Origin of the sequence: Streptomyces sp. NPDC001941, from assembly GCF_040296945.1 — a bacterium.
Classification (GTDB): Bacteria; Actinomycetota; Actinomycetes; order Streptomycetales; family Streptomycetaceae; genus Streptomyces.
In genome coordinates this window covers 33,440-46,263 of sequence record NZ_JBEOYE010000040.1, presented here as the reverse complement: position 1 = coordinate 46,263, position 12,824 = coordinate 33,440, and the positions used below count along the sequence as shown (strand labels likewise).

Here is a 12,824-nt window from a genome sequence, read left to right as displayed (position 1 = left end):
CCATGGCCCAGATTCGCACCATCACCCGAAGCGGTACCCGCTTCTACTTCGACCCGGACAAGCCTGACCTGAAGGTCCCCGGCGTCACCTCCGTCATCAGCATGTTGCCGAAGCCCTTCCTGGCGTTCTGGAATGCGCGGATGGTGGCGGAGCTTGCCGTTGACAGCCTCCCCTTCGTCCAGCAGATGGCGGAGCGAGACCGCGCCGGCGCCGTGGACTACCTCAAGGGAGCGGCCCGCCGGTACACGAAGGCGCGCGCCGATCTGGGCAGTGACGCCCATGACCTCTTTGAGCGGCTGATCCGCGGTGAGCACGTGGGCCGGGTCCACCCGGACCTTGAGCCCTACCGCAAGCACTTCCTTGAGTTCCTTGAGGCGGTCAACCCCGAACTCGTCCGCGCCGAAGACATCGCGTGGTCGGACAAGCACGCCTACGCCGGCAGCTTCGACGCCATCTTGAACGTGTGGCTGGACGAAGACGGGAAGCCGACCCCGGACCGCTCCGGCGAGCGCCACACGGTCATTGCGGACTGGAAGACCAGCAAGGCCACCTACCCGGACGTGGCCCTTCAGATGGCCGCGTACGCGCACGCGGACCGCATCATCAGCGCGGACGGCACGAGTGAGCCCATGCCTGACTTCGACGGGGCCTGTGTCCTGCACATCACGGACGAAGCGTGGGAGTTCAAGCCCGTCCGCATCGACTCCGCCGACGTGTTCGCCACCTTCCTCCGCCTCCGGGAGGTCTTCACCTGGGACCGGGAGATCTCGAAGACCGTGCTGGGCCGGGCCATCGCGAAGGCGGCCGGGCAGCTCGTGACGGGCACCCAGCGCCGGGCGAAGTAGCCCAGGCCCTTGCAGTACCGCCCCCGGTGGCTTCGGCTGCCGGGGGCTTTTTCTTGTCCCCAGGCTGTGGGCAATCCACGCCCCAGACCCCGGGTGAAGGGGGACGGAGCGGCCGGCCACGAGCCCCGCCCTTCCCCCTGATCAACCAACCCCAGGGGGACAACACATGGGACTTCAGATTTTTGCGACCGACCCGGAGGCGAAGCCGAAGCCGAAGCCGGAGACGGACTTCAGCAATGACTTCACCTTCTCCTTCCGGTCCGGCATGGTCGTGAACAAGAAGCCGGTCAGCCTCGCGAACTGGCGAGTGACCACCGGCGACCCGACCGTTGCCGACGCGGTGGCCCAGCTCCTGGGCGGCAGCGCGGAGGAGTACGACCCGACGAAGGAGCAGAACCTCCACGTCCTCACGGACACCCCGTCCGTGGAAGTCGTCATCGACGGCAGCCGGGCCATTGAGGACAAGCTCATTCTCTGGGGCCGTACCGGTCCCATCCACGAGTGCGACGGGGTGAACTTCCTGTCCCCGCCGGAGCGCAAGGGGGAGCCGTGCGGCTGCCCGAAGCTCATGACGGAGCGGAAGGAGCTCGCGCGTCAGGGCATCGGCCCGGCCCCGGCCATCAACGTCACCTTCCGTCTGGCCCATGACTACGAGCTGGGCAAGGGCCGGTTCATCGCGTCCGCGTGGACCCTGGCGGAGGTGATCCACGAAGTGAAGGACGCCCTTGACGACGTGGACGGGGAGGCCCTGTGCCGCTTCACGCTGGAGCACGTCAGCTACGTCAACAAGTCCGGGGTCAAGGTGGACTTCAGGAAGCCGGTCATTGAGGTGATCGGCTCGTACAACGACGCCGTGGCGGACGAGCGTTGACGGGCTTCCTGCCCGGCTCATTTCTTGCAGCACCGGCAGGGACCGGGGAGTTCTTCACGCTCCTTCGCTCCCTGCCGGACCCGGCCCTGAAGGCGCCGCTGTGGGAGTGGAAGCCGCGCGAGATTCCGCACGTGATCAGTGAGCGCCGGCGACGGTTCGGCGTGGACGACGAAGGAGAGTTCGTCTATGGGTAAGCGCGGGACGGTCTCCGACTATGCGGGAAACCCGCTGTACCGCGGGGACCTGATCACCTACGGCGCCCGGCAGGGGAACCGCGTCAGGATGGCCGACGCCATCATTGACCGGGTCACGGTCCGGAAGGTGGACGGCATCCTTCGCCCGATGCTCCGCGTCCAGCCGACCGGGACTGAATCAGGGTTCGTCCCGCGGAAGCGTCTCCGGAAGGAGTGGATCTCCACGGAGCACGCGCGGCTTTGCCTGCCGGACGTGACGGGCGAGCGAGACCAGTAACAGAACACGAGAAGGGCCGGACGGTATCCGCGGGGATGCTGTCCGGCCCTTCGTCATTTCCCTACTCGCGCGAGTAGGGCAACGGGGGGATCTATGGATACGGCAACGGCCGTACTAGTCGGATGGCTGGTGTTCAACGCGGGCTTCTTCGTAGGGGCTTGCTTCGGGGGGCGCCGTGGCTAACCCGTCGAAGGCCAAGGGGACCGCCTGGGAGTCCGCGGTTCGCGACTACATGAACAAGACCCTGGGGCTCGTGGACGAGCGAGGGAAGTTCGTTGACATCTTCTCCGCGCTCAACGTGAAGCGGGCAGCTCAGGAAGGCGCGAAGGACGTGGGCGACGTGCACGCCGTGCCCTTCGTGCTGGAGTGCAAGGACGTACTCCGCCCGGCGGTCCCGGCGTGGCTGGGGCAAGCCCACGTCGAAGCCGACCACGCCGGATACCCGTACGGAGTCGTGGTGCACAAGGTTCGCCGGGCTGCCGTCGCCCGGGGCCGCGTCCACTTCAGCGTGCGGACATGGACCCGGGTGCGTCTCGCCCTGGGCCTGGGCGCCGCGGACATGCGCGAGCGGTACGCCTTCGTTCCGGCGGTGCGCGGAATCGCCTCCGCCCGGTGGTACCTGACCACGGATCTTGAGCGCTTCACCCGGCTCGTGGCAGACCTCCGCGCGGCCCCGTAGGGCAGGCAATCCACTCACTAGAAGCCGAGAGAAGAAGGAGGTTCCCTCATGCTTTTCTCTGACGTTCTCTCGCGCTTCTCCCAGGTGACCGAAGAGGCGGACGCGGGCTATCTCGCCCTGTGCCCCGCGCACGGCGACTCCCGCCCGTCCCTTCGGATCTGGCGGGGCGATGACCACAAGGTTCGGATCACGTGCCGGGCCGGCTGCCGCACAGAAGAGGTGATCACGGCTGCCGGGCTCCGCTGGGTGGACCTGTTCGACGCGGCAGGCGACGGGCTGACCGTCTCTTCCGCGCGCCCCCAGCTCGTGGGGCCGGCGCACACGGCAGCGCTCGCCCGGTACGTGGACGAGTCGTCTTTCCTACTCCAGAAGCGGGACGACGAAGCCGCCGCTCGTGCCGCCCAGTACGCCGCGGGACGCTTCGGCATCGACCTTGCAGGCGCCCAGGAGTACGGCCTTGGAGTGGACAACGGGGAGTTCATCACCGGCTTCCCGTTCCGCTCCCGCTCCTTCCTGGCCTTCCCCAGGCTGACCGTCCCGCTCCGCGACTTCAACGGCGTGGCCCGCGGACTTCAGGGCCGGGACCTCACCGGGCAGTGCCCCGGGCGGTGGCTGTCCCTGATGAATCCCGAAGGGGCCCGCTGGGCTCAGTACGGCACGTTTCGCGGCGGAGGCGGGTACGGGGTCACCATCGTCACCGAAGGCCCCGGCGACGCGCTCACCGCTGTGGCCGTGGGCTATGACGCGGTGGCCGTACGGGGCGCAAGTCTGGCCGGGAACCCAGACCTGATCCGGGAGCTTGCCGAAGGTCTGCGGGGCTCTCAGGTCATCGTTGCCGGTGACCACGACCCGGCCGGACTGGGCTTCACCCAGCGTCTGGCGGAGGGGCTTGCCGCCCACGGCGTGGACGTGTTCGCACTCGACATCCCCACGGCCGGGCATGACCTGACCCGGTGGCGTGAGGATGACCCGTCCGCCTTCCCGACTGCCCTTCACCGCGCGGTCAAGGCGGCCCGGCCGGTACGCCCCGCCGGCAGCACGCTCGTGGACGGGGAGACCGGCGCGCTCGTTCCCGACTCCGACGAAGGCGCCCGTGCTGTCCAGCTCATGCGGGACTTCGCGGAGCGCTACGGCTCGTCCGACGTACTCAACGCCCATGCTCTGGTTGCCTTCCTGCGGGGCACCATCAAGCACGCGCCGGGCCTGGGCTTCTACATGTGGAACGGGAAGGTCTGGGAGCGGAGCGACACCCGCGTTCGTCAGGCCATCCACTACATGGGGGCCGCCCTCACCGTGGCAGCCGCGGAGATCAGCGCGGAGCACGCGGAGGCGGGCGGAGACCCGAAGGAAGACCCCGGTGCCGCCCTCAAGAAGGTGGCCCTGGGCTTCACCCAGACACGGCACATCGACTCCCTGATACGGGAGCTTCGGGCCGTGCCGTCCGTCCACGTGGACGCCTCCGACTTCGACGCGCACCCGCACCTTCTGACCTTCGCCAACGGCACCGTGGACCTACGGTCCGGGGACCTGAAGCCCCACAGCAAGGGGGACTTGCTGACGTACGGGCTGGACATCGACTACCGGCCCGAAGCCGAGTGTCCGCGGTGGCTGTCTTTCCTTCTCGAAGTCTTCCCGGGGAGCCCGGAGTTGGCGGACTACTTCCGTCGGCTCGTGGGCTACGGGATCACCGGATCGGTTCAAGAGCAGTGCTTCGTTGTTCTGTGGGGCAAGGGCGCCAACGGAAAGAGCGTGGCCACGGACACGTTGACTACGGTGTTCCGCAGCATCACGCGGACCACGGCCTTCAGCACGTTTGAGGAGAAGCCCAGCGGCGGAATCCCCAACGACATTGCCCAGCTTCGCGGGAGCCGGCTCGTCATGGCGAGCGAAGGTGAGAGCGGCAAGCCGATGTCGGAGGCGATTCTCAAGCGAGCGTCCGGCAAGGACGTGATGACCGCCCGGTTTATGAGGCAAGAGTTTTTTGAATTCAAGCCCAGCTTCCTTATCGTGCTTTCCACAAATCACAAGCCGCGCTTCCGCGGACAGGATGAAGGTCTCTGGCGACGTGTCCGCATGATCCCCTTCACGCGGTACTTCGCTCCGCACGAGCGAGACCCCTACCTAGACCAGAAGCTCACCGCGGAGGCGGAGGGCATTGCCGCCTGGGCAGTCAGGGGCGCCATGGAGTGGTACGCCTCCGGGCTTCAGGACCCGCCCGTCATCGCGGACGCCACCCGGGAGTACCGCGAGACCAGCGACGCGTTGGCCGGGTTCTTCCCCGGCGTCCTTGACCGGGACGACGCGGCCCAGATGCCCGGCGCTGACGCCTTCACGTCCTATCTCGACTGGTGCGAAGCGGAAAACCTACCGCTCAAGGAGCGCTGGACAAGGCGGGCCTTCTTCGGGGCCATGGAAGAGCGCGGAGTGATCCGCAAGAAGACCAACAAGGGTGTCGCGCTCGTAGGCGTCCGTCCCGCCGGCAACGCTCCGACACCGACCGGCCCCGGCATCTTCGCGGGCTGACCTCACGACCGACAGGGGGCGGGCTCGTCATGCCCATTTTGGAGCTGTGCGCCGGGTACGGGGGCCTGGGCCTAGCCGTGGAAGCGCTGACCGGAGACCGCATCCGCTACGTGGCGGAGAGCGACCCGCACGCCTCACTCATTCTTGCCGCCCGCTACCCGGACGCCCCGAACCTCGGGGACATCACGGAAATCAACTGGGAGGCACTGCAAGGAGAAGTAGACATCATCACGGCCGGGTTCCCCTGTCAGGGGATATCCAACGCCGGTAAAAGGAGGGGGCTAGCCGACGAACGGTCAGGAATCTGGTTCGACGTCCTCAAATCCATTCGCGCACTTCGACCCCGGGTCGTCTACCTGGAAAACGTCGCGGCAATCCGGAGGCGCGGACTCCCGGAAGTTCTCGGGGGATTGGCCGCGAGCGGGTACAACGCTAAATGGTGCAGCTTCCGCGCTTCAGAAATTGGAGCCCCGCACCACCGTGACCGGTGGTTCTGCGTCGCCACACCTGAAGGGGCCGGCGGACGCGAAGAAGTGCCCTTCGAAGCCCGCGGAGGAGGTGAACACCGGGACGCCGGTCCTGCCGGCGGTGCTCGTCTTCTTCCCTACTCCCACAGCGTCGGATGGGGCCGGGGGACCGGGAGGCTCGAAGAGCACCCAGGGCGGTCCGAACCTGCGGACGCTCGTCACTCGCCTGCCACATGGTGGGGGGACTACCTCCCTGCCGTCCGCCGATGGGAAGACCTGACCGGACGAGCGGCCCCAGCTCCCACGGAGCGCGGACCGCGCGGAGGTATCCGCCTCACCCCGGCATGGACTGAGTGGCTGATGGGCCTTCCGGCCGGCTGGGTCACCGACGTGCCCGGCCTGAACCGCAAGGCCCAGCTCCGCGCCATCGGCAACGGGGTCCTCCCCGCCCAGGCGCTTGCAGCGTTCCAGCACCTACTTCAGCACTGATAACCGCACACCCCGAAGAGCCTGCCCGGCATGTCTGGGCGGGCTCTTCGTCGTATCTGGGGGGAAACCGACCGTGGAGACCTACCGCCACGAAGTCGCCGGTGACCCGGTGACCGTTCACGTACCGCAGACCCGCGCAGACCTTGACGCCTTCCGGGCGTGGCTCACCGAAGCCGAACGGCGCGGCCCGATCGCCCTTGACACGGAGACGAGCGGGCTGGACATCTACAGCCCCGGCTACCGACTCCGCACCGTCCAGTTCGGGGACGCCTTCACGGCCTGGGTGATCCCCTGGGAGCGCGGACCCGCATTCCAGTCCGCCGCTCGCGCTGCCCTCCGCCGGGTGCCCCGCTTCCTGATCCACAACGCGCCCTTCGACTGGGCCGTACTGGACCGCCACGCCGGGGTACCGCTCGAATCGCTCGCCCCGCGCACCACGGACACCCGGCTCAAGGCCGGGCTTCTGGACCCGCGGCAGCCCCAGGAAGGCGGCATCGGAACCGGACTCAAGCCCCTGTCCGCGTACTGGGTGGACCCTGCCGCCCCGGACACCCAGGGCGACTTGACCCAGATCTTCCGGAGCCTGGGCCTGACGAAAGCCACCGGGTGGGCAGCCATCCCGCTCAGCAACCCCACGTTCGCGCTGTACGCCGGACTGGACGTGATCTACACGGCCCGGCTGGACCCGGTGCTCACTCGGGAGCTGGACCGCCTGGGCGTGCGCCCCACGCTCATCCGCTACGAGCACGAGCTAGCCCGGATCACCACGACCATGCAGCGCGCCGGCATGGTCCTGGATCAGGACTACGTGCGGGAGTTGAGCGCGTCCCTGACCGACGAAGAGCACCACTTCGCGGACGTGGCCCGCCGGTACGGAGTCGAGAACATCAACGCCCCGCGACAGGTGGCCGAAGCCCTCACGGGCATGGGGGAGCACCTGGGCGAGCGCACCGCCTCCGGCGCCGTGAAGGTGGACAAGGCGGTCTTGTCCGCGCTCGCGGACCTGTCCCTTCAGGGCGAGCGCCTTCACGTCCGCAGACCCAACCCGCTCGCGGAAGCGGTCATCCGGTCGAAGAGGGCGGGGAAGTGGAGGAGCGCCTACGCGGACACCTTCCTTGAGGTGATGGACGCCCATGGGCGCGTACACCCGTTCATCAACTCCATGCAGGCCCGGACCGGCCGCATGTCCGTGACCCGGCCGGCGCTTCAGACCCTGCCCAGCTCAGACCAGATGATCCGCCGGGCACTACTCGCGGACCCCGGTCACGTCATGATCAGCGTGGACTTCAGCGCCATTGAGATGCGAGTCCTTGCCGGTCTCGCCGGGGTAACCCGCATGAAGGAAGGTTTCCTCCGCGGGGAAGACATCCACTGGTTCACGGCCCGGCTCGTCAAGGGCGAAGACGCCACGGAGAAGGACCGCAAGGTCTTCAAGGGCGCGGGCTTCTCGAAGGTCTACGGCGGAGGCGTGGCCACGGCAGCCCGGCAGACCGGCGCGAGCGAAGAGGCCATGCGCCGGGCCTTCGCGGAGTATGACCGGCTGTACCCGGAGATCAAGCGAGCGTCCGCCCGGTGGCAGCGCGAAGCCTTCGAGTCCGGCATGGTCACCGTGTCCGCCACCGGTCGCCGGCTCCCGCTGGACCGTGACCGCACGTACGCCGTGGTGAATTACCAGTGCCAGAGTGCCGCGCGGGACTGCCTGGGTCAGGCCCTGTTGAACATCGAAGAGGCCGGGCTTCTGGACGCGCTCAAGCTCCCAATCCATGACGAAGCGCTCCTTTCCGCCCCGCGCGAAGATGCCCAGGACGTGGCCCGCGCAGTAGAGAAGGCAATGACCTTCGACCTGTTCGGCGTGCCCATCGTCGCCACTGCCGAAATCGGCGGGCGGTCCTGGGGCAGCCTGTACGGCGCGGACTACTGACCGACCCGAAGCCCCGTCTCCCCGGACCCCATCCGGCGGCAGGCGGGGCTTCGTCATGCCCGCCCTACTCGCGCGAGTAGGGCCGTGTTCCCGCAACCCATTTAAGAACCGATCACGGTCCGGACTCGCGCTCATCCTCCGGGATGAACCCGGGTCACGGCCCGTGCGGACTCCACAACTCTGCGTTCTTCCGGTGGCTCTAACTCCTTGAAACCGCCGGCGGGCTCGCACCGCTCGCCGGACCCGACCACAGACGTACGGCCTTGATCAAGCCCCGCGTCAAGCACCCCCGGCAGGGGGCTTGATTCGCCGTGCCCTTTTACCGACAGCCATGGGCTTCGTGCACCCATAAACAGGCGTAAGCGCAGGTCAGACGCGCTGCACGACGGTTCGGCCCTCTCCGGGCAATCGGCTCACCAGACCACGGGTGAGCCAAGCCAAGGAGAGCCCACCTGTGTCCAGCGCACTTGCACTTTCGACCGTCCGCGCCGCCCAGAATGCAGACCTTGAGGCGACCACGGCGGTCATCGCAGCAACGGAGTCCCGCATAGCCGTGCTCGCCCGGAAGGCGGCCCGGCGGATGGCGGACAGTGGTCCCCGCCACGATGACTACTTTGACGAGTTCACCCAGCAAGGACGCATTGCCGTCTGGGAAGCGCTCGCCCGTTTTGACGAGAACGTGAACCCGGACTTCCTGGGCTTCGCCTACACCACCGTGGAGACCACGCTCCTGGGCGCCACCCGCACGGAGCGGAACCAGGGAGTGGACGGGGACGCTGCAAAAACGTTCCTGTCCATGCTGGACCGCGCGGGCGGTGACCCCTTCCTTGCAGAGAAGTTGGCCCAGACCGTTCCGCCCGCCGGTCGCCGGCTGAGCGCGGACCGGGCGCACGCTGCCCGTCTCGCCTATCAGGGCGCTGACTCGCTGGACGCCCCGGCGCCCGGCACCACGGATGACGAGCGCTGGGAGCCGGGCACGTCCACCTACGGCGTGCCGGAAGACCTGATCACCCCGGACGACGTGGCCCGTGAAGAAGCCCGCGTCAAGAAGGCGCTCGTGCATGGCGTGCTGGACGTGATGGGCGAAGGGCAGGCGTACGTACTGCGCGCCACTTTCGGCATCGACCCGGCCCCGTTCTACGGCAACGGCGCGGACGAAGAGCTTGCCGCGGACATGGACACCACCGCGAAGGCCGTGCGGGAGGCCCGCTCCAAGGGCCTGAAGTCCTTCGGGAAGCGCTGGATCAAGGCCACCGCCCAGACCCCGGAACAGGCGGACGAGCTGACTGCCGCCATGGCTGCCCGGCTCACCCGCAAGGGCGCCCTGTGCCCGGCCTGACCGGACGCACCCCCTTCACCCAGTACCACCTACCCCAGGAAGAGGACCGCATGACCATGCAGACCGTTCGCGAGACGAAGGCCACCATGACCGCCGAAGCCGGCCGTGTGCTCGTCTGGCACAACGACAAGGAAGCCCGCTTCGTCTCTGTGGCGATACCCGGCGACCGGGCCAAGCTCACCCCGGCCCAGGCCCGGGAGTTGGGCCTCTGGCTCGTGGAGGCGAGCGAGCGCGTCACCGCCCCTGAGCTGGGTGCCTTTCGCACGGCAGCCACAGCCCGTACCCGCGCGGCGTACAACCCTCCGTCACGCTGGTGAGTCTCACTTTTCGGGACTCCCGGAGGCCGGGAACACCGGCCCGACTTCCGAACGTTGCCCTACTTGCCTGAGTAGGACCCCCTGAGATTGCCCCGCTTCGGCGGGGCTTTCTTTTTGCCCTGGTTCACCCCGGTACGGAACCAAGATGATCTTGTGACATAACACAGGGGCATATGTCAGTGGCTCGCGGTAGGGTCGAATGGTTGTGCGAGTGGTCGCATAGCGAACCATCAGGGGGTTGGTTTTCGCATGTCCTACGTAGAAGGAGTCCCGTCCGTACAGTTCATCACCGAAGGTCCCATGTGTGTGGGTCCTGACCGATGGAAGTGGTTGCCCATCGGTGAGGATTTTCCGCCCATGCCGGACGACATCCGCAACGCGAACGAGCTGGGGCGCGCGCTCGCGGTCTACGGGTCCACAGTGGCCCGCGTCATGCACGAAGCACGGGGGGCCCGCCGGTTTCGGCTCGTGGCCTACCGGCTGACCACGGGAGGGGTGGTAGGCATCCATGAGTGGGTTATCTCGCCGGAGACCGGCAGGCTCCGGCCGGCCGAAGAGCCCTGGGTTACCTGGGCTGAAGGCGAAGGTCGGGCGGTCGCGTAACGGCTGCTGTACCAGCGGAGGAGGTACAGCTCCTAGCCCGCGGCATCCTGCCTTGAGACAGGCCAAGAGCCCCGTCACCCCTTCCCGGGTGGCGGGGCTCTCGTGCGTTCACGCGACCAGTGAAGGCGGGGCTACAGTCCGGGCACGCTCGTACAAGTCGCGGGCAGTCGCGTTCTTGATGTGGGGGCGAATGAGTCCAAACATGGCCTTGATCCGATCATCGGCCCTGCCTGACTGGACCATGGGAAAGTCGTCAAGGGCCGTGTGCCATGTGGCGCACGCCGCCTCAAGGTGGCCAAGCTCAAGTTGCCGTTCCGCGAGAGTCGCCCGGTGGCGGACGCGCGCACGCCGGTACACGCCGTAGCGCAGTTGATCGGATTGCCGCATCGCTTCGATGGACCCGGCCACATCGCCCAGCTCGTACCGCACCTGGCTGACGTGGTAGTTGAGCGATGACGGGTCGTACGACCCGAAGGCCCGGCTCCGGGACTCTGCCCGCTCCATTGATGACTCCGCCTCCCGGATCTTCCGGAGGGCGGTCACCCGGTCACCTGTCTGGGCAGCCGCATGGGCTTGCTGCCCTGCAAGGAAGGCGAACATCCTGGGTCCGGCCTTCGGTGAAGCGGCAGCGGCAGCGTCTGCCAGTTCCATGGCCTTCGCGCCGTGTCGAAGATCTACAGCCTGAACGCTCATGCCCCGGAGCGTGGTGCAGTACGTCAGATGATCATCCGCGGCGCCGGCAAGCTCAAGTGCCTTCACGTAGTACCGCTGAGCGAGACCGTGAACACCTTCGTCCACGGCCATGTAACCGGTCAGATATGCCAGATCGGAGGCAGCGGAGAGCATGGCCTTGCGTACGTCATTCGCAGCATCGGCGCGAAGGTATGGGGCCACGGTGTTGACCATGAAACTGGCTGCCATGGGACGGGCGTGGCGACCCCCGAACTGATCATCAAGGTCAGAGATCCGTTCGGTCATGGCAATGACCATTTCAACTTCGTTCATCCCTATGCGGGAGATTCGACCGGACTGCACCGCCTCCGCGCGGCCGATCACGTCTTGCCAACCCGGGATGGTGAGCGCCACGGAGAAGAGGCCCGCGCCGAGTACGGCCCTTCGTGACGGGTCCATGTCTTGCCTCCCCAACTCGATCATCCCTTCCACGGTATCCGTGGCGGCCGGGGAGTGATCTGCTGGCGGAGGGAAGCCGGCTTCGGCGTGCGTCACGGGTCTTTGAAGTCGCCGGCAGACGGCTTCGATGATGCACCGGCGGACGGCTTCCTTCTGGGGGAGTGTGCCGCCTAACCAGTGGTGGACCGTGGAGGGGTTGCTCTTGAGCGGCGTGCCGTTTTCGCTGGCCACAAGGTTCACAGCACGAGCGAACTGGCTCAACGTCCAGTTCGTTTCGTGGTACAGGCGCTGAAGGGCTTCGTTCGGGATCTTCGTCACGGGATCAACTCCGCTCGCCCTGGGGCGCTTTAAACGATTTAAAACCGTGGTGCCGCTGCAACGGTACCGCCACAGCCCGTTACGCGGTTGCGTTGTCGCAAGCGAGATCACGACGCGAACGGAGCTGGGGCACCGTGTGCACGCGAGAGGTACCGCACGCCGAAGGGTCAACGGACGCTTCCGACGATCCGAAGAAGTTGATCAACACGCGTGGCTACTGGCGGTTGCTGCCGGAGAGGGACGACCCCACGCCGGGCTTCGGGCTCGCAACGGAGCCGGACCCTACCGGGGGGTTGATCGCATGAGTGCGACGGCAGCCACCTGGGCCCAGCGGTTCAGTTCCACGTACAGGGGCGCGCGTCTGGCTCGACACCTCGCGGTGATCCAGTTGGCTGACTGGGGCTATCCGATTGGTGGGGACGCTTCCGATCGAGCGGCCTTGATCATTGCCGAACTCGTCTCCAACGCCGTCAATCACGGGCGGGTGGAGGGGCGCGACTTTGAACTCCGCGTCACGGAGCTGGAGTACGTCCTCCGTCTCGAAGTCTCCGATGCGCGGGCGGACAGGCGCCCGAGTGTCCAGCCGGCCCACATCGGAGAAGGCGGCTACGGGATGTGTCTTGTTGAAGCAACGGCCACCGCCTGGGGTGTTTCGGACCGTGTGATTGGCAAGACGGTCTGGGTTGAACTGGCGAAGCGGGAAGAGGTGGGAGCGTGAGTGCGCAGTTCGGTTTGCCTGGTTGGGGCTTGGATGAGCACGCCATCCTACGGACCGCCCTTGATCAATTTCTCATTGAGAAGGAATGCGACCAGTGGGAATCCGCGATAAGGGCAGCCTTTCCCGGGTTGG

13 protein-coding genes and 1 pseudogene are annotated in these 12,824 nt (G+C 67.0%); 13 read left to right on the top strand and 1 reads right to left on the bottom strand.

Annotated features, from left to right (window positions below):
• Positions 1–2: 2 nt before the first annotated feature.
• From ABT160_RS25160 to ABT160_RS25105, 12 genes and pseudogenes are all read left to right on the top strand, one after another.
• Positions 3–845, top strand: coding sequence for a PD-(D/E)XK nuclease family protein (locus tag ABT160_RS25160; RefSeq protein ID WP_351650048.1), 843 nt, complete (start codon positions 3–5; stop codon positions 843–845).
• 166 nt (positions 846–1,011) lie between these two features.
• Positions 1,012–1,716, top strand: coding sequence for a hypothetical protein (locus ABT160_RS25155; protein WP_351650047.1), 705 nt, complete (start codon positions 1,012–1,014; stop codon positions 1,714–1,716).
• Complete coding sequence (locus ABT160_RS25150) at positions 1,713–1,910, top strand: hypothetical protein (protein WP_351650046.1); 198 nt, start codon at positions 1,713–1,715, stop codon at positions 1,908–1,910. Before ABT160_RS25155 ends, ABT160_RS25150 begins: the two co-directional genes overlap by 4 nt.
• Positions 1,903–2,187, top strand: coding sequence for a hypothetical protein (locus tag ABT160_RS25145; protein WP_327254098.1), 285 nt, complete (start codon positions 1,903–1,905; stop codon positions 2,185–2,187). Before ABT160_RS25150 ends, ABT160_RS25145 begins: the two co-directional genes overlap by 8 nt.
• Positions 2,188–2,362: 175 nt before the next feature.
• Positions 2,363–2,866, top strand: a complete 504-nt coding sequence (locus ABT160_RS25140) for a hypothetical protein (protein WP_351650045.1) — start codon at positions 2,363–2,365, stop codon at positions 2,864–2,866.
• 48 nt (positions 2,867–2,914) lie between these two features.
• Complete coding sequence (locus ABT160_RS25135) at positions 2,915–5,389, top strand: phage/plasmid primase, P4 family (RefSeq protein ID WP_351650044.1); 2,475 nt, start codon at positions 2,915–2,917, stop codon at positions 5,387–5,389.
• A 29-nt stretch (positions 5,390–5,418) separates the two neighbouring features.
• Positions 5,419–5,841: pseudogene (locus ABT160_RS25130) on the top strand (DNA cytosine methyltransferase); the annotation flags it as partial.
• Positions 5,842–6,216: 375 nt separating this feature from the next.
• Positions 6,217–6,345: a hypothetical protein gene (locus ABT160_RS25125; RefSeq protein WP_351650091.1), complete on the top strand. Its 129-nt coding sequence runs from the start codon at positions 6,217–6,219 to the stop codon at positions 6,343–6,345.
• Positions 6,346–6,418: 73 nt separating this feature from the next.
• A complete protein-coding gene (locus tag ABT160_RS25120; RefSeq protein WP_351650043.1) occupies positions 6,419–8,266 on the top strand; it encodes a DNA polymerase in 1,848 nt (615 codons plus the stop codon).
• Between the two features lie 427 nt (positions 8,267–8,693).
• Positions 8,694–9,605 carry a sigma-70 family RNA polymerase sigma factor gene (locus ABT160_RS25115; protein ID WP_351650042.1) on the top strand — a complete coding sequence of 304 codons (912 nt, stop codon included), beginning with the start codon at positions 8,694–8,696 and terminating at the stop codon, positions 9,603–9,605.
• Between the two features lie 50 nt (positions 9,606–9,655).
• Positions 9,656–9,922 carry a hypothetical protein gene (locus tag ABT160_RS25110; RefSeq protein WP_351650041.1) on the top strand — a complete coding sequence of 89 codons (267 nt, stop codon included), beginning with the start codon at positions 9,656–9,658 and terminating at the stop codon, positions 9,920–9,922.
• A 357-nt stretch (positions 9,923–10,279) separates the two neighbouring features.
• Complete coding sequence (locus ABT160_RS25105) at positions 10,280–10,525, top strand: hypothetical protein (RefSeq protein WP_351650040.1); 246 nt, start codon at positions 10,280–10,282, stop codon at positions 10,523–10,525.
• Between the two features lie 108 nt (positions 10,526–10,633).
• On the opposite strand, the gene ABT160_RS25100 is transcribed toward ABT160_RS25105, so the two are convergent.
• Positions 10,634–11,974 (bottom strand): NsdA family TPR-like regulatory protein, encoded by a 1,341-nt coding sequence (locus tag ABT160_RS25100; protein WP_351650039.1) that lies wholly within the window; start codon positions 11,972–11,974, stop codon positions 10,634–10,636.
• Between the two features lie 301 nt (positions 11,975–12,275).
• Here ABT160_RS25100 and ABT160_RS25095 point away from each other — a divergent pair, with 301 nt between their 5' ends.
• Positions 12,276–12,692 carry an ATP-binding protein gene (locus ABT160_RS25095; RefSeq protein WP_351650038.1) on the top strand — a complete coding sequence of 139 codons (417 nt, stop codon included), beginning with the start codon at positions 12,276–12,278 and terminating at the stop codon, positions 12,690–12,692.
• Positions 12,693–12,824: the final 132 nt, after the last annotated feature.

Bases quoted from the DNA above. Each gene is read 5' to 3' on its own strand.
- ABT160_RS25125 (WP_351650091.1), top strand. From the start codon at position 6,217: ATGGGCCTTCCGGCCGGCTGGGTCACCGACGTGCCCGGCCTGAACCGC.
- ABT160_RS25110 (WP_351650041.1), top strand. From the start codon at position 9,656: ATGACCATGCAGACCGTTCGCGAGACGAAGGCCACCATGACCGCCGAA.
- ABT160_RS25145 (WP_327254098.1), top strand. From the start codon at position 1,903: ATGGGTAAGCGCGGGACGGTCTCCGACTATGCGGGAAACCCGCTGTAC.
- ABT160_RS25105 (WP_351650040.1), top strand. From the start codon at position 10,280: ATGCCGGACGACATCCGCAACGCGAACGAGCTGGGGCGCGCGCTCGCG.
- ABT160_RS25095 (WP_351650038.1), top strand. From the start codon at position 12,276: ATGAGTGCGACGGCAGCCACCTGGGCCCAGCGGTTCAGTTCCACGTAC.
- ABT160_RS25155 (WP_351650047.1), top strand. From the start codon at position 1,012: ATGGGACTTCAGATTTTTGCGACCGACCCGGAGGCGAAGCCGAAGCCG.
- ABT160_RS25160 (WP_351650048.1), top strand. From the start codon at position 3: ATGGCCCAGATTCGCACCATCACCCGAAGCGGTACCCGCTTCTACTTC.
- ABT160_RS25135 (WP_351650044.1), top strand. From the start codon at position 2,915: ATGCTTTTCTCTGACGTTCTCTCGCGCTTCTCCCAGGTGACCGAAGAG.